13 protein-coding genes and 2 tRNA genes are annotated in these 16,394 nt (G+C 60.3%); 6 read left to right on the top strand and 9 right to left on the bottom strand.

Annotation, left to right across the window (positions count from 1 at the left end):
* The 4 genes from JV201_RS23395 to JV201_RS23380 all read right to left on the bottom strand — a co-directional run bounded on the left by JV201_RS23395 (position 1) and on the right by JV201_RS23380 (position 4,569).
* On the bottom strand, positions 1 to 1,287 hold the full coding sequence (locus JV201_RS23395) for a virulence factor family protein (protein WP_219406097.1): 1,287 nt from the start codon (positions 1,285 to 1,287) through the stop codon (positions 1 to 3).
* Positions 1,287 to 3,929 (bottom strand): bifunctional lysylphosphatidylglycerol flippase/synthetase MprF, encoded by a 2,643-nt coding sequence (gene mprF / locus JV201_RS23390; protein WP_219406096.1) that lies wholly within the window; start codon positions 3,927 to 3,929, stop codon positions 1,287 to 1,289. The genes JV201_RS23395 and mprF overlap by 1 nt, the downstream gene beginning before the upstream one ends.
* Positions 3,930 to 4,209: 280 nt before the next feature.
* Positions 4,210 to 4,286 (bottom strand) — tRNA-Met (locus tag JV201_RS23385).
* Between the two features lie 206 nt (positions 4,287 to 4,492).
* Positions 4,493 to 4,569, bottom strand: a tRNA-Met gene (locus JV201_RS23380).
* A gap of 291 nt (positions 4,570 to 4,860) precedes the next feature.
* Between JV201_RS23380 and dinB the strand changes: the two genes are divergently transcribed.
* Positions 4,861 to 5,919, top strand: a complete 1,059-nt coding sequence (gene dinB, locus JV201_RS23375) for a DNA polymerase IV (RefSeq protein WP_134327257.1) — start codon at positions 4,861 to 4,863, stop codon at positions 5,917 to 5,919.
* A 115-nt stretch (positions 5,920 to 6,034) separates the two neighbouring features.
* Here dinB and JV201_RS23370 read toward each other — a convergent pair whose 3' ends face one another.
* The 4 genes from JV201_RS23370 to JV201_RS23355 form a co-directional block, all read right to left on the bottom strand.
* Positions 6,035 to 6,988, bottom strand: coding sequence for a hypothetical protein (locus tag JV201_RS23370; RefSeq protein ID WP_003208616.1), 954 nt, complete (start codon positions 6,986 to 6,988; stop codon positions 6,035 to 6,037).
* A gap of 20 nt (positions 6,989 to 7,008) precedes the next feature.
* Positions 7,009 to 8,724: a proline--tRNA ligase gene (locus JV201_RS23365; protein WP_008433579.1), complete on the bottom strand. Its 1,716-nt coding sequence runs from the start codon at positions 8,722 to 8,724 to the stop codon at positions 7,009 to 7,011.
* Between the two features lie 179 nt (positions 8,725 to 8,903).
* A complete protein-coding gene (locus JV201_RS23360) occupies positions 8,904 to 10,445 on the bottom strand; it encodes an AmpG family muropeptide MFS transporter (protein ID WP_219406095.1) in 1,542 nt (513 codons plus the stop codon).
* Between the two features lie 43 nt (positions 10,446 to 10,488).
* Positions 10,489 to 10,803, bottom strand: a complete 315-nt coding sequence (locus JV201_RS23355; protein WP_218166212.1) for an MGMT family protein — start codon at positions 10,801 to 10,803, stop codon at positions 10,489 to 10,491.
* 202 nt (positions 10,804 to 11,005) lie between these two features.
* Here JV201_RS23355 and JV201_RS23350 point away from each other — a divergent pair, with 202 nt between their 5' ends.
* A complete protein-coding gene (locus JV201_RS23350) occupies positions 11,006 to 12,013 on the top strand; it encodes a DUF481 domain-containing protein (protein ID WP_177009843.1) in 1,008 nt (335 codons plus the stop codon).
* Here the strand turns inward: JV201_RS23350 and JV201_RS23345 are convergent, their stop codons facing one another.
* Positions 12,014 to 12,772: an SDR family oxidoreductase gene (locus JV201_RS23345; protein ID WP_219406094.1), complete on the bottom strand. Its 759-nt coding sequence runs from the start codon at positions 12,770 to 12,772 to the stop codon at positions 12,014 to 12,016. It lies immediately after the preceding gene.
* A gap of 75 nt (positions 12,773 to 12,847) precedes the next feature.
* Between JV201_RS23345 and JV201_RS23340 the strand changes: the two genes are divergently transcribed.
* From JV201_RS23340 to groL, 4 genes are all read left to right on the top strand, one after another.
* A complete protein-coding gene (locus JV201_RS23340; protein WP_003208603.1) occupies positions 12,848 to 13,579 on the top strand; it encodes a HugZ family protein in 732 nt (243 codons plus the stop codon).
* Between the two features lie 66 nt (positions 13,580 to 13,645).
* Positions 13,646 to 14,122, top strand: a complete 477-nt coding sequence (locus JV201_RS23335) for an FxsA family protein (RefSeq protein WP_003208601.1) — start codon at positions 13,646 to 13,648, stop codon at positions 14,120 to 14,122.
* A gap of 250 nt (positions 14,123 to 14,372) precedes the next feature.
* The gene (groES, locus tag JV201_RS23330) at positions 14,373 to 14,669 is read left to right on the top strand and encodes a co-chaperone GroES (protein ID WP_003208599.1); all 297 of its coding nucleotides are present in this window, start codon (positions 14,373 to 14,375) and stop codon (positions 14,667 to 14,669) included.
* A gap of 50 nt (positions 14,670 to 14,719) precedes the next feature.
* A complete protein-coding gene (groL, locus tag JV201_RS23325; RefSeq protein ID WP_003208597.1) occupies positions 14,720 to 16,363 on the top strand; it encodes a chaperonin GroEL in 1,644 nt (547 codons plus the stop codon).
* The last annotated feature ends 31 nt before the right edge of the window (positions 16,364 to 16,394 follow it).

Below are 16,394 nucleotides of genomic sequence, written 5' to 3'. Positions count from 1 at the left end.
TTATTCGGCCGGGGTCTTGCCCTGGCGCTTCTCGATGATGTCTACCAGACGCTTGGCCAGCGCTGGGTAGTTCTCGTCGAAGTGATGGCCGCCAGGCAGCTTCACGGCTTCGCCGACAGCGGTCTTGTCGGTGCAGCCACTCTCGTCGACTTCTTCGGCACCGTAGATGCACACCACCTTGTCGGCCGGCAGCTTGGCCATTTCCGGGCCGGTCGCAGCTTCCTTGCCGGCGTTGCCCAGCCAGCCTTCCACTTCGATCTCGAAGCTGCCGGTGCGGGCGAAGGCCAGCAGGATGATCGCGTCTACACGCTGCTGCTCGCTTTCCGGCAGGCGGTTGTAGATGGCCGGCAGCACATCGGCGCCGAACGAGTAGCCGGTCAGCACGAAGCGCTTGGTACCCCATTTCTGCCGGTAGTGCTGCATCAGCTCGGCGAGGTCCTTGGCGCTTTGTTCCGGGGTCTTGTGCTGCCAGTAGTAGCGCAGGGTGTCGATGCCGACCACCGGGTAGCCGATCTTGGCCATTTCACCGGCCACGTCGCGGTCCAGGTCACGCCAGCCGCCGTCACCGGAGAGGAACAGGGTGACGGTGTCCTTGGCCTGGCCAGCCGGCACTTCGACCACCGGGATCGCCAGGCCGCCGTTGTCCGAGCCCACCAGTTGCTTGCGCAGCTCGTTGTTCAGCACTTGCGGGTAGTGAACGTCGTAGTCGCTGATGCTGGTGGTGGCACGCGGTGTGTCGCGTACGAAACTGGCAGCATCATCGTCAGGGTTATCGTTCCAGGCCACCAGCCAGCTACCGTGGGCCGAAGTCTTCGGCAGCGGGTCGTTGCAGCCTGGCTGCGCCAGCGCGAAGCCGACGGAGATGGCATTGGCCTTGTCGTCGTTCTGTGCGGCCAGCCAGCGCCAGGCGAGGGATGCGCCAGGGCCGATGCCGCTGACCAGGGTCGCTGGGCCGGCGAGCTGGCCGAGGGCGGTTTGCAGGGCTTGTTCCTGCAGCTTGCAGTCGTCCTTGGGCAGGATCACCTGGACGATCTGCGCTGCGCCGCCCTGGCTCAGGGCGATCAGTTGGCTGTCGGTCAGGATTTCGTCGGCCAGCACGGCCACGGCCACGCGGGCCTTGGGCGCGGTACCCGGGGTGACGCGGGTCAGGACCGTGCCATCGGCCTGGGGCAGTTGTTCCAGAGTAGGTTGCGGTGCAGGGCGGTTCCAGTACCAGTAGCCGCCACCGAGGATCAGTGCCAGTACCACCAAAAATGCCAATACATACCGCCAGGAGCGTCGAATCATCAGCGTTTCACCAATCCAGTCAAGCCGCCCGCAATCAGGGCGGCGGTGTCGGCCAGTGCCACCAGCGGATCAAGTCCTGCGGGCACGGCCATATAACGGGGTTCCCAGTCAGGCTGGAACTTGTCTTTGAAGCGGCGCAAGCCTTGGAAGTTATACAGTTGCTCGCCACGGCGGAACACCATCGAGCCCAGGCGTTGGGTCAGCGGGGCGCCACGTCGTGGTTGCAGGCCCGACAACGGCACCATGCCGAGGCTGAAGCGGGCGTAGCCATGGTTCTTATAATGTTGAATCAGGCCGACCATCATGAATTCCATGGTCAGTTTCGGCGCGTCCGGGTGCGCACGCATCAGGTCGAGACTGGCCAGGTCGTGGCTGTAGGTCTCAAGCAGGTTCGCAAACGCTACCGGGCGCCCTTCGAAGCGAATGATCGCAATACGAAAGTGCTTGAGGTAGTCGTCGCTGAATCGTCCAAGGGAAAAGCCTTTTTCCCGCACGTTCTTACCGGTCAGCCATGCGTCGGAGATGACTTTCAACTCCTCCATCGGGGCCTGGCCGGGTTCGTGGATCTCCAGGGACAAGCCATCACGGGTCCCGCGGTTCCAGGTGTAGCGCAGGTCCTTCATCTCTTTGCCCTTGGCTTCCAGGTCAAAGCGTTTGAGGTCGACCCGGGCTTCTTCACCCAGTTTGATCGCGGTGAGGCCGATGTCCATGTAGTACGGCAGGTTCTCCGCGCGCACCTGGTAGAACACCGGGCGGGCGTGGTGAATGTCGCACAGGTCGCGGAACTGCCAGATCATCTCGGCCCGTTGCAGGGTCGGGCCAATCGGATCGTACAAGGCCACCAGGCTGCGACCGCGACGAGCGTACATCAGGAACGCTTCGTCGTTTGGATGAAACAGCAGGGCCTTGTCGCCGGTCAGCGCCAGGCCGCCGTCGGGTTGTGCAGAGTTCATCAGGATCTTGGTGGCGCGCTCCAGCTCATCCGGTGTCGGCAAGTGGATGATCGGGCGCGCGGTACGCAGCAGCCAGGTCAGCGACACCACCACCAGCACCACGGCCGCGCCCAGCAGCGAACGCAGGCCCCGCGGGGCGTTGGCGTCGAGGGTGAACTGCCACCACAACTGATGGCTATAGGGCACGTCCTGGTAGGCGAACAACAGCAGCCAGATTGACGCACCGAGTACGCACACGCTGGCCACCAGGTACAGCGGCGAGAACGGCAGTTCGGTCAGGCGGCTGGCGCGATAGAACGAGCGCCGGAAGATCGCCAGCAGCACCGCCGTCATGGTCATCAGGCTGGCTTCTTCCCAGTCGAAACCCTTGAGCAGGGAGAGCAGGGCGCCGGTCAGCAGCAGCACCATGGTCAGCATCCACGCCGCGGACAACCGTCGACGCAGGCCCTGGGCCAACAGAAGGCAGAGCACGCCGATCAGGCTGGCACCAAAGTGCGAAGCGTCAATCAGGCGATGAGGAATCAGGAAGCCGATGTTTTCCAGTCGTGAGTCGATTTCCGGGGTTGCGCCGGAAAACAGCAGGACCACGCCTGACAAAAAAACCAGTACGGCCAGGATCGGTGCAGCAAGGCCCGAGGCCGCGCGCAGGCTTTGTTGCGTATGGAACAGGCGCTGGGCTTCATTGACCAGCAGGAACACACAAGCGATCAACAGCGGCAGCACCACATAGATCATCCGGTACAGCAGCAGTGCGGCCGCCAGTGGCGCGGCACCGAGCTTGTCGGCGAAGGCAGCCAGCAGGATTGCTTCGAACACCCCGACGCCACCGGGTACATGGCTGAGCACACCGGCGGCCAGGGCCAGCAGGTACACCAGCAGGAACGGGCCAAAGGGCGGCGCTTCCGGCAGCAGCATATACAGCACGGTAGCGGCCGCAGCCACGTCGAGGGCAGTGATGATCAGTTGCAGGAAGGTCAGGCGACGGCCCGGCAGGCGCAAGGTGCGACGCCCGGCCTTGACCAGCAGGTTGTCCGGATACGGTTGTTCCGGCAGGCGGCGGCGGTAGATGCCGATGCACAGTGCGGCTGTTAACAGCAACACAGCGCCGGCGATACCGCCGAGCAGGCTGGCGGGTAGATGCAGGGCATTGGACGCGGCAGGCAGGTTGCTCAGGGTGGCCAGAGCAGCGAGCGGCGGCAGGGCGCAACCCAGGGCCAGGCTGGCAAACACGGTCATGCGCGCCACTTCCGAAGCGCCGATGCCATACCGTGCATATAAACGGTAGCGTACCGAGCCGCCCGAGAGCATCGACAGACCAATCGCGTTACCGATGGCGAATGCGGTAAAGCCGCCGTAGGCCAGAGTCTTGGCAGGCAGCTTCACGCCGGCATAACGGGCACCGGAAAATTCATAGCCCAACAAAATGATAAAGCCGGCGACAGCAGCACCGAACGCACCCAGCAGTGCAGGCTTGGGTACTTCAAGGATCGAATCGTGGAGCGCGTACAGATCCAGTTCAAGCAGCAGGTGGCGACAGGCGATAAGGGCGATTGCGAACAGCAACAAGGTGACGGCCAGCCCGATGGGTTGGCGGTATTTGCTCAACAGATCCAGCCAGCGCAAACGGGTGGGAGTGATCGGTTGTGTCGCTGTGACAGAGTCATGTGGTTCAGACGAGTTGGCGCGCATCAATCACCTCGTGGATTGTGCGCGACAGGATGGAGGTATCCAGCCAAGTTACCAATCCCTATGGACAAAATAATTACAAATATTAACGCGTATCGCGAAGTGCGGCGACAGCGCCCATTGGTCGTAGAAGGACAGTGCTTGAAGACTTAGCATAGCTTGCAATGAGATGGACTCTACAAACCGTGTACGGTTTCATGAAAGATGCCATGCCATTGTTTCAAAAGGACTTTTTCGTCAGATACAAAAAAGGCCACTCTTTCGAGCAGCCTTTTTTGATGTTTGGTTGCGGGAGCCGGATTTGAACCGACGACCTTCGGGTTATGAGCCCGACGAGCTACCAGACTGCTCCATCCCGCGTCTGTGTGGCGGCATTCTACAGAGCAACGGCGGGGTGTCAACCGTTAATCGAACGATGGGTCAAATAAGTGCAATTTAGCGTCGGATTGTCACGCGGGTGCGGTAAGTGCACGATTGGGAAAGGTTTTTTGTCAGACAATCGACGCGAGGGCTAAAACAGACAAGCACAAAAAAGGCCACTCTTTCGAGTAGCCTTTTTTGATGTTTGGTTGCGGGAGCCGGATTTGAACCGACGACCTTCGGGTTATGAGCCCGACGAGCTACCAGACTGCTCCATCCCGCGTCTGTGTGTCGGCATTCTACAGAGGAACGCGAGTGTGTCAACCGCTGATTCAAAGAAAAGCGCTTGTGGTTCAATCGGTTAGCTCTCCAAGGTGGCCCCTTGATAGGTCGCGGGGCCAGTCTGGCCGAGGCTTTCAGCTCTATTGGGGGGTGTGTTTCGATTGAGAAAATGAATTCACCTGCGAATTTTCCTACCGCTTAAGCGGAAGATTCAAACTACTGGTGCTATATACAGGTGTGAGTGAGATACTGCCGGCCTGTCCGTTTTCTGCCCAGAACCACTGCCTTATATATGACGCAGCGCAAAATCATCCACGTCGACTGTGATTGCTTCTACGCCGCCATCGAGATGCGCGACGACCCGACCCTGGCGCAAAAGCCCCTGGCTGTCGGTGGCTCGGCAGACCGTCGCGGGGTGATCGCCACCTGCAACTATGAAGCACGGGCCTATGGTGTGCGTTCGGCCATGTCGTCCCGCCATGCCCTGAAGCTGTGCCCGGACCTGACCATCGTCAAGCCGCGCATGGATGCTTATAAAGAAGCATCAAAGGAAATCCAGGCGATCTTTCGCGACTACACCGACCTGATCGAACCGTTGTCCCTGGACGAAGCCTACCTGGACGTCTCCGACAGCCCGCATTTCGGCGGCAGTGCCACGCGCATTGCCCAGGACATTCGCCGGCGGGTCTCCAACCAGTTGCACATCACCGTTTCCGCGGGCGTGGCGCCGAACAAGTTTCTCGCCAAGATCGCCAGCGACTGGAAAAAGCCCAACGGACTGTTTGTGATCACCCCCGACCAGGTGGAAGACTTTGTCTCGGCGCTGCCGGTGAAAAAGCTCCACGGCGTGGGCAAGGTGACGGCCGACAAGCTGGCGCGGCTGGGGATCGAGGACTGCCTGCAACTGCGGGAGTGGAACAAGTTGGCGCTGGTGCGAGAGTTCGGCAGTTTTGGCGAGCGGCTTTGGAGCCTGGCGCGTGGGATTGATGACCGTGTGGTGCAGAACGACAGTCGCCGGCAATCCATCAGCGTGGAAAATACCTACGATGTCGACCTGCCGGACTTGCCCAGTTGCCTGGAAAAACTGCCGGAGCTGATGGACACCCTGGCCGGGCGCATGGCGCGCATCGACAGCAGTTATCGGGCGGGCAAGCCGTTCGTCAAAGTGAAGTTTCACGACTTTACCCAGACGACCCTGGAGCAGGCGGGGGCAGGGCGGGACCTGGAGAGTTACCGGCAGTTGCTGACCCAGGCGTTCAATCGCGGCGACAAGCCGGTGCGATTGCTGGGAATAGGCGTGCGTTTGCTGGATTTGAGCAACGGCAACGAGCAGCTCCAATTTCCCTGGTAGAAACCGAAAGCCAAATGTGGGAGCGGGCTTGCTCGCGAATGCGGTGTGTCAGTTGACGCATGTGCTGGCTGACACGCCGCATTCGCGAGCAAGCCCGCTCCCACATTTAAAGGCTTCAGCGTGCTCCGGGATCCGCCACCAGGCGTCCGGCATCCTTGGTCAAGGCCTGCAGGAATTCCTGCTGCAACTCCGGATCATTGCGGGTCAGTTCGATCAGGCTCTGTTCCAGCTCGCTGGCTTCTTCTTCCAGGCCCAGCTCCGACAGGCGCTTGACCCGGTGCACCCACTCGTTGACCTCGTCGTCTTCCAGGTCGTCATAGATCAAACCGTGAGCTTCGAGCAATTTGCCCCGCAGGGTGCCGCTGATGGCCAGGGATGAGTCCGAGTGCACGTCATCCTGGGCATCTTCAACACTGATCTTCAGGGTGCTGATGCGGTTCAGGTCCTGCTCGGCAAACGGGCTGTCCAACAGGTTCAGGCGCAGCACGCCATCGCGGTCGGTGGTCAGCTCATGGGTTTGCTTGCCGGCAGTCACCTGTACCGGGCGCTCGCTCCAGGGCAGGCTCGAATACTCCACGCGCTTGTCGCGCTGGACTTCATCGATACCCGCCAGGTTCTGTTGCGCACGGCCGTTGGATTGCACGTTCATGAACGGGTTGAGCCCGTCCACGCCATAGCTGAGCCAATCCCGGGTCATGCTGGCAGGCAGGTTGCCCAGGGCAAACACATTCGCCACGTTGGCGCCGACGCCCGCCACGAGCGCGACCGCGCCCAGGGGCATCTCATAGAGTTTGCGCCAGGGCTGGTAGGGCGTGTAGCGGTCGTAGCGACGGGTAACTTCGAACTCGGTGACCTCAAAGGTCTTTTGCTCGTGAATGCGCACCCGGCGTTGCGGCAGCTCCAGCACCTTCGGCTCGCCCACGTCGATCTGCAGGCTGTGATCGAGCAATTTGCGCTCGATGCGTTCCTCGTGCTCGCTGCGTTGCGACATTTGGTTGGCGCAGCCGCTGACCAGCAGGGCGCCACATAACGTGGCGCCCCCCAGGGCTATGGTGTTTCGCTTGAACATGACGACTCTTGATCTGGTTTTCAGCGACGAATACGCGCCTGAAGGAAAGACAGCACGTCAGCCACCGGCAACGGTTGGGCCTCGGCTTCGGTCCGGCTCTTGTATTCCAGATTGCCATCGGCCAGGCCGCGGTCACTGACCACGATCCGGTGCGGGATGCCAATCAGTTCCATGTCGGCGAACTTGATGCCCGGGCTGGTTTTCTTGTCCCGATCATCCAGCAGCACTTCAAAACCGGCAGCCGTGAGTTCGGCATACAGTTTGTCGGTGGCTTCGCGTACTTGCTCGGTTTCGTAGCGCAGCGGTACCAGGGCAACCTGGAATGGCGCCAGGGCGTCGCTCCAGATGATGCCTTTCTCGTCGTTGTTCTGCTCGATGGCAGCCGCAACCACGCGGGATACGCCAATGCCGTAGCAGCCCATTTCCAGGGTGATCGGCTTGCCGTTCTCGCCCAGCACTTCGCACTTCATCGCCTTGCTGTACTTGTTGCCCAGCTGGAAGATGTGCCCGACTTCGATGCCGCGCTTGATTTCCAGGGTGCCCTTGCCGTCCGGGCTTGGGTCGCCGGCCACCACGTTGCGCAGGTCGGCCACGGTCGGAACCGGCAGGTCACGTTCCCAGTTCACGCCAAAGTAGTGCTTGTCATCGATGTTGGCACCGATGCCGAAGTCGCTCATCAGCTCGACCGAACGGTCGATGATGATCGGCAATGGCAGGTTCAGCGGGCCCAGGGAGCCGGCACCGGCACCAATGGCGTCGCGCAGTTCGGCGTCGGTGGCCATGACCAGCGGGCTGGCAACGCCTGGCTGCTGAGCGGCCTTGATTTCGTTGAGCTCGTGGTCGCCACGGATTACCAGGGCGATCAGCTTGCCTTCTTCCTCGGCGCGCACGATCAGGGTCTTGATGGTCTTTTCAATCGGCAGATTGAATTTCTCCACCAGGGCCGCGATGGTCTTGGTCTCGGGTGTGTCCACCAGGCGCAGCTCTTCGCTTGGCGCAGGGCGGGAAGTTTCCCGTGGCACGGCTTCGGCTTTCTCGATGTTTGCCGCGTAGTCGGAACCGTTGCTGAACACGATGTCGTCTTCACCGGACTCGGCCAGCACGTGGAACTCGTGGGAGCCGGCACCGCCGATGGAGCCGTTGTCCGCTTCAACCGGACGGAATTTCAGGCCCAGGCGCGTGAACACGTTGCAGTAGGCGGTGTGCATGCGGTCGTAAGTGACCTGAAGGGACGCCTGGTCAGCGTGGAACGAATAGGCGTCCTTCATGATGAATTCGCGGCCGCGCATCAAACCGAAGCGTGGGCGGATTTCGTCACGGAACTTGGTCTGGATCTGATACAGGTTGAGGGGCAGTTGCTTGTAGCTGCTCAACTCGTTGCGCATCAGGTCGGTGATCACTTCTTCGTGGGTCGGGCCGGCGCAGAAGTCCCGGCCATGACGATCCTTGAAGCGCAGCAATTCAGGGCCGTACTCTTCCCAGCGCCCGGATTCCTGCCACAGCTCAGCCGGTTGGGTGCTCGGCATCAACACTTCCAGAGAGCCGGCAGCGTTCATTTCTTCACGAACGATGGCTTCGACCTTGCGCATCACCTTCAAGCCCATGGGCAGCCAGGTGTACAGGCCCGAGGCCAGTTTGCGGATCATGCCGGCGCGCAGCATCAGCTGATGGCTGATCACGACCGCGTCGGAAGGCGTTTCTTTCTGTGTGGCGAGCAAATATTGACTGGTGCGCATGGTAGGCCGTTGTCGGTTGCTTGGACTTGAAATGACTTGGGATTGTACGGGCGCTTGCTGCCGACGTACAGGCATCTGGTTGCTGGAGCAGGGCTTCTGTGGGAGCTGGCATGCCTGCGATGCAGGCAACACGGTGTGTCAGTTACACCGCGGTGATGCAATCGCAGGCAAGCCAGCTCCTACAGTGATTCGTTTTCCTCGGGAGGATTCAAGCGAATCCGCCGGCTTTCCTGAAACCAGTGCAAGGCGATCAGGACCAGCGTCGGCACACCCAGCAGGCAGGTGATCATGAAGAAGTTGTGGTAACCGAACTTCTCGACCATCACCCCCGAATACCCGCCGATCAAGCGCGGCAGCAGCAACATGATCGAACTGAGCAGGGCGTATTGGGTGGCGGAGAACTTCAGGTTGGTCAGGCTCGACAGGTACGCGACAAACGCCGAGGTCGCCATGCCTGAACTGAAGTTATCCAGGGAAATGGTGAAAATCAGCATCTGCAGATCCGGGCCCATGTCGGCGAGCATCACGAACAGCAGGTTGGTGCCGGCCGATGCAATGCCGCCGATGAACAGGATCGGCAGAATCCCGAAGCGCACGATCAACAGGCCACCCATGCCGGCGCCCAGCAGGGTCATGATCAGGCCGAAGACTTTGCTGACACCGGCGATCTGGTCCTTGGTAAAGCCCTGGTCGATATAGAACACGTTGGCCATTACGCCCATTACCGTGTCCGACATGCGGTAGGTGGCAATCAGTCCCAACAGCAGGAAGGCCTGCCAGCGGTAGCGCAGGATAAAGTCGTTGACCGGCGTGAGCACCGGCGCCAGGCCCCGGCGGCCCATGGTCGACAGGCACAGCGTGGTCAGGATGATGTAGAGGATGGCCCGCAGGAACGCGCGATCTTCCAGCAGCAGGTCCAGCAGGCTGACCCCATGGAACAGCACGCTGGCGAAGTCAGTGTTGTACAGCTGGGTGAACATCGCCGGTACCGAGACCAGCAGCACGATCAACACGAACACCGAGACCAGCTGGTGAGCAAAGCTGTAGCGCCCGGCCTGCAATTGGGTACGCAGCGGCACATTGGGTTCGCGCATGAACAGCGTGGTCAGCAGCGCGGGCACCATCAGCACACCAAACAGCACGTAGGTGCCGGTCCATGCCGAGTGCTTGTAATTGAAGCCGGTGGAACCGAAGCCTTCGGCAAAAAACAGTGCACCTGCGGTCGCAAGCAGTGCGGCCACGCGATAACCGGACATATAGCTGGCGGCAAGCGCGGCCTGCTGGCTGTCGCTGGCGATTTCCAGGCGGTAGGCGTCTACGGCGATGTCTTGCGTGGCGGAAGCGAAGGCCACGATCACGGCAATGGCGATCAGCCAGGACAGATGCTTTTGCGGATCACAGAAACCCATGCCGATCAATCCGAGGATCACCAGCGTCTGGGACAGTACCAGCCAGGAGCGACGACGTCCGAGCTTGCCGAGCAGTGGCAGGCGCCATTGGTCGAGCAGGGGCGACCAGACCCACTTGAAGGCATAGGCCAGGCCGATCAGGCTCGCATAACCGATGGTTTCGCGGGCCACGCCGGCCTCGCGCAACCATACCGAGAGCGTCGAGAACACCAACATGTAAGGCAAGCCGGCAGCAAAGCCGAGCAGCAACAGCACTAACGTCGAGGGGCTGGCATAGGCGGCGAGCGCGGCGCGCCAGGTTTTACGGGGCATGGGCTGGAGTCTGCCTCAGAATTACGCAAATAAAGCGCGCACTCTAACCGCTGTGCTCTACCGGGCGCCAGCCATGACGCTGAATATCAACACGATTGTTCAGGATGCTGACGCCTTCGCCGCGCAAACGCGCACGTTGCTCGTCACCCGAGGCACTGCCCACCGGCAGACTTATCCGACCACCGGCACCCAGCACGCGATGCCAGGGCAGTTTGGTGTCCTCGGGCAGTTGGCTCAGGGTGCGACCCACCCAACGTGCGGCGCGACCCAAACCGGCGAGGTGTGCCAGCTCCCCGTAGCTGATCACGCAGCCTTCGGGCACTTGGGCGAGGGTCAGGTACAGCACAGTGCGGCGCATTTCAGCGGGGCTTTGCGGAGCGTCGGTCAGTTCGTTCACGGTGGCATATCCGATGAAAATATCCGTCTATTTGTAAGAAATTTCTGAAAAATGGGGGGCTGAGAGCGGAACTCGATACGAATACCCGAGTCAGTCCTTGCTAAGAAGTTATCCACCCCGATAATGCCCGTTTTTTCGTCAAACTCGAGCCCCATATCCGCTTATGTTGTCCAGAACCCTGCTGTGCCTCGCTGTCTTCAGCGCCTCCACCCCGTTGCTCGCCGACACCGTCTGGTTGAAGAACGGTGACCGCCTGACCGGCAAGATCAAGGTTTTCGACGGTGGCAAACTGCTGATCCAGACCGACTATGCCGGCGCGATCCCGGTGGACTGGAAGCAGGTCAAGACCCTGGAGAGCGATCAGGAATTGCTGGTCAAGCAGGATGCCTACAGCGGTGAGAAGGCCAAGTCCCTGCAGCCGGCCGACGATGGCAAGGTCATCCTGGCCAACGGCGAGGCGCCCAAGACTGTCGACCTGGCGAGCATCCAGCAGATTATCAAGCCCAAGCCGGTGATCGAGGACCTGGTGTGGAAGGGCAATGTCGATATGGCGCTGGACTACAAGCGCGCGGAAAACGACACCAACGACTACGACATCGACTTCAAGACCACTGCCCGCCATGGCCAGTGGCGCCATACCGCCGAGGGCGAATACAACCGCGAATTCCAGGACGACGTGACCACCACCGACAACTGGGCGCTGGAGTACGACCTGGACCGGTTTATTACCGAACACTGGTTCTGGCAGGGCCGCTTGACCTACAAGCGCGACAAGGTCGAGGACCTGTCCCGCCAGCGCACCGTGGGTACCGGCCCGGGCTACCAATTCTGGGATGACGAACTGGGCGCGTTCTCCCTCGGTTCGCTGGTCAACCGCACCGACTATGAATACCAGGACGGCGGCAAGGACAACTTCTATTCGCTGGCCATGAAGTGGAACTACAACCGCTACCTGGTGGGCAAGACCGTTGAATTCTTCACCAATGGCGAAGTGGGCAAGCCGCTGGCCGGGCCGTCCGAGTACTCCCTGGATGCGGAAATGGGCTTGCGCTACAAAGTCACCGAGTGGGCCTCCCTCAACCTCAAGGCCGAGCGCGACATTATTAGTGGCGACTCGGAAAGCGCGTTGAGCAAGACCCGCTACACCGCAGGGTTCGGCGTCGCTTGGTAATTAAAGGCGTAACCCGCCGTCCATTTCCAGAATCCGCCCGGTGTAGTAGTCGTTCTCGAAGATATACGCCGCTGAATGGGCAATCTCCTCGGGCCGCCCCATGCGCTTGAGGGGAATGCCGGCGGTCATCTTCTCCAAGGCCTCGGGCTTCATGCCCAGGGTCATCTCGGTCTCGATAAACCCCGGTGCGATGCCCGCCACGCGGATGCCGTAGCGCGCCAGCTCCTTGGCCCAGGTCACAGTGGCGGCCGCTACACCGGCCTTGGCGGCGGAGTAGTTGGTCTGCCCGACATTGCCGGCCCGCGAGATCGACGAGATATTGATAATGGTGCCCTGGTTCTTCAGCTCCACCATTTTTGCCGCCACCTCACGGGTGCACAGGAACACCCCGGTAAGGTTGACATCGATCACCGCCTGCCACTGGGCCAGGCTCATCTTGGTCATCTCGCCGTCCTTGACCTTGAGCAGCAAGCCGTCGCGCAAGATTCCGGCGTTGTTGATCAAGCCGTTGATCGCACCGAAGTCTTCGGCGATCTGTGCCACGGTGTGGGTCACCTGCTCTTCATTCGCCACGTTGCACAGATAGGCGCAGGCCTTCACTCCATGGGCCTGGCAGGCGGCCACCGCCTGGTCGAGTTTTTCCTGATTGAGGTCCACCAGCGCCAGGTTGGCACCTTTGGCGGCAAAATACTCGGCCATGGAGCGGCCCAAACCCTGGCAACCGCCGGTGATAATGATTACTTTGTCGTTGAGATGCATTCGCAAGTCCTGTGGGCAGAATTAAGCGGCTATCCAGGTTTGTTTTTTGACGAAATTTATCGAAGGAGTCATAAGTTGAGCGCGCACGTTGCCAAGAATGCCCGAGAACTACTGCTCAAGGAATACCGTGGGGCACTCGCCACCTTGTCCAAGGCCATGCCCGGTTTCCCTTTTGGCTCGGTGGTGCCGTATTGCCTGGACGCCGAGGGTCGGCCGCTGATCCTGATCAGCCGTATCGCCCAGCACACCCACAACCTGCAGAAAGACCCCAAGTGCTCGTTGCTGGTCGGTGAGCGTGAGGCGGACGACGTGCAAGCGGTAGGGCGCCTGACCTACCTCGCCGAGGCCGAAAAGCTCGAAGACGGCGCTGCGATTGAAGCCGCCGCCGAGCGTTATTACCGCTATTTCCCGGACTCGGCGAACTACCACAAGGCCCATGATTTTGACTTCTGGGTGCTCAAGCCGGTGCGCCATCGTTATATCGGCGGGTTCGGCGCGATCCACTGGGTCGACCAACTGACCCTGGCCAATCCGTTTGCCGGCAAGGCCGAGCTGAGCATGGTCGAGCACATGAACAGCGACCACACCAAGGCGATTGCCCACTATGTCGAACTGGCCGGCCTGCCGACCTCCGAGCCTGCGCAACTGGCCGGTATCGACAGCGAAGGCATGCACTTGCGCATTGGCCAGGCCCTCTACTGGCTGCCCTTTGCCGAGCCTTGCAACACGCCGACACAAGTACGCGAAGCCTTGGTTTTCCTGGCTCACGCCGAGGTCTGGCCGAAAAAAGCAGCCGCTGAAGCTTGAATTCACGAAACGGCGACGTCATCTAAGGTGGAGTAGCAAGGCATTCTTGCGTTGAGGAACCATTTGATGCGCCCTTTTTTGTTGCTCTTTTTGTTGTTTCCGGTGCTTGAGCTGTTCGTATTCGTACAAGTCAGCGGGGCAATCGGGTTTTTCCCGGCGCTGCTGCTGATCATTCTCGGCTCGATGCTCGGCGTACTGGTGCTGCGCGTCGCCGGCCTGGCCACGGCGCTGCGTGCCCGTGAAAGCCTGAATCGCGGCGAGCTGCCGGCCCAGACCATGCTCGAAGGCCTGATGATGGCATTGGCCGGTGGCCTGCTGATCCTGCCGGGCTTTATCAGCGATGTGGTTGGCCTGGTGATGTTGCTGCCATTCACTCGCAAAGTGCTGGCGGGCAAGATGCGCCAGCGTGCCGAAGAGGCTGCCATTCGCCAGCGCGCCTTTGCCGATGACCTGCAACCCCGTGGTGGCCCGGCCCCGCGCCAGCCCCTGGGGCGCGAAGGTGACGTGATCGAAGGTGAGTTCGAACACCGCGACCCCAAGTAATCTCCTCACTGGCACGGCACCCGCGGGTGCCGTGCGGCTTTTGAAGACGCCCCCCCGACACAAAAATTTTCATCTCGGTACCCTTGTAATAAGCTTATGCGCCCTTATGTAACGGTCACCGCAAGGTTTCTGGTGGAGACACCAGACAGACTTCCGCGTTTCGCGCCGCGAACCGCGACCGGCACCGCCGGAATTTAACTAGCCGGAATTGACACCGGCCGATGAAAAACACAATTAGGAGAGATCGACAATGAGCAAGCTTCGTCCTCTGCATGACCGCGTCGTCATCCGTCGCAGTGAAGAAGAAAAGAAAACCGCTGGCGGTATCGTGCTGCCAGGTTCGGCTGCTGAGAAAGCCAACCACGGTGTGATTCTCGCTGCTGGCCCAGGCAAGACCCTGGAAAACGGTGAAGTACGTGCGCTGGCTGTGAAAGTGGGTGACAAGGTTGTTTTCGGCCCTTACTCCGGCAGCAACACTGTGAAAATCGACGGCGAAGACCTGCTGGTAATGGCTGAGAACGAGATTCTCGCTGTTCTGGAAGGCTGATTTCCCCGCTCATCTTCCCGTTACTACAAAGTATTTAAGGAATATCGATCATGGCTGCTAAAGAAGTTAAATTCGGCGATTCCGCCCGTAAGAAAATGCTCGCCGGTGTGAACGTCCTGGCTGACGCAGTAAAAGCGACCCTGGGCCCTAAAGGCCGTAACGTGATCATCGAGAAGAGCTTCGGCGCTCCGACCATCACCAAGGACGGCGTTTCCGTCGCCAAAGAAATCGAGCTGAAAGATCGCTTCGAAAACATGGGCGCGCAGCTGGTCAAAGACGTTGCCTCCCGTGCCAACGATGACGCAGGCGACGGCACCACCACCGCGACCGTCCTGGCTCAGTCGATCGTCAACGAAGGCCTGAAAGCCGTCGCTGCCGGCATGAACCCGATGGACCTGAAACGCGGCATCGACAAGGCGACCATCGCCATTGTCAAAGAGCTGAAGTCCCTGTCCAAGCCATGCGCTGACACCAAGGCAATCGCTCAGGTCGGCACTATCTCGGCCAACTCCGACAGCTCCATCGGCGACATCATTGCCGAAGCCATGGAAAAAGTCGGTAAAGAAGGCGTGATCACCGTTGAAGAAGGCTCGGGCCTGGAAAACGAACTGTCGGTTGTTGAAGGCATGCAGTTCGACCGTGGCTACCTGTCCCCGTACTTCGTCAACAAGCCAGACACCATGACCGCCGAGCTCGACGGCCCGCTGATCCTGCTGGTTGACAAGAAGATCTCCAACATCCGTGAACTGCTGCCAGTTCTGGAAGCTGTTGCCAAGGCCGGCCGCCCACTGCTGATCGTTTCCGAAGACGTTGAAGGCGAAGCCCTGGCGACTCTGGTTGTGAACAACATGCGCGGTATCGTGAAAGTGGTTGCTGTCAAGGCACCTGGTTTCGGCGATCGTCGCAAGGCAATGCTGCAGGACATCGCTGTTTTGACTGGCGGTACCGTTATCTCCGAAGAGATCGGCCTGAGCCTGGAAAGCGCTACCCTGGAACACCTGGGTAATGCCAAGCGCGTCACCGTGACCAAGGAAAACACCACCGTGATCGACGGTGCTGGTGTTGAAGCTGACATCCAGGCACGTGTTACCCAGATCCGCGCTCAAGTGGCTGATACCACTTCCGACTACGACCGTGAAAAACTGCAAGAGCGTCTGGCCAAGCTGTCCGGCGGCGTTGCAGTGATCAAGGTTGGCGCGGGTTCCGAAGTTGAAATGAAAGAGAAGAAAGCCCGCGTTGAAGACGCCCTGCACGCTACCCGTGCAGCCGTTGAAGAAGGCGTGGTACCTGGCGGTGGCGTGGCGCTGGTTCGCGCTCTGCAGGCTATCTCCGAGCTGAAAGGCGACAACGCTGACCAAGACGTCGGTATCGCTCTGCTGCGTCGTGCTGTTGAAGCACCTCTGCGCCAGATCGTTGCCAACTCCGGCGACGAGCCAAGCGTAGTGGTCGACAAGGTCAAGCAGGGTTCGGGTAACTTCGGTTACAACGCTGCTACCGGCGAATACGGCGACATGATCGAAATGGGCATCCTGGACCCGGCTAAAGTGACTCGTTCGGCTCTGCAAGCGGCTTCGTCGATTGCCAGCTTGATGATCACCACTGAAGCAATGATCGCCGAGATCAAAGAAGATGCTCCAGCTGGCGGCGGTATGCCAGACATGGGCGGTATGGGCGGCATGGGCGGCATGATGTAAGCCAGCCTTACCCCGATACTGAAAAACCCCG

Origin of the sequence: Pseudomonas sp. Colony2, assembly GCF_019382755.1 — a bacterium.
Taxonomy (GTDB): Bacteria; Pseudomonadota; Gammaproteobacteria; order Pseudomonadales; family Pseudomonadaceae; genus Aquipseudomonas.
Note: the sequence above shows the minus strand (reverse complement) of the source record. Positions and strands in the feature narration are given on the sequence as shown.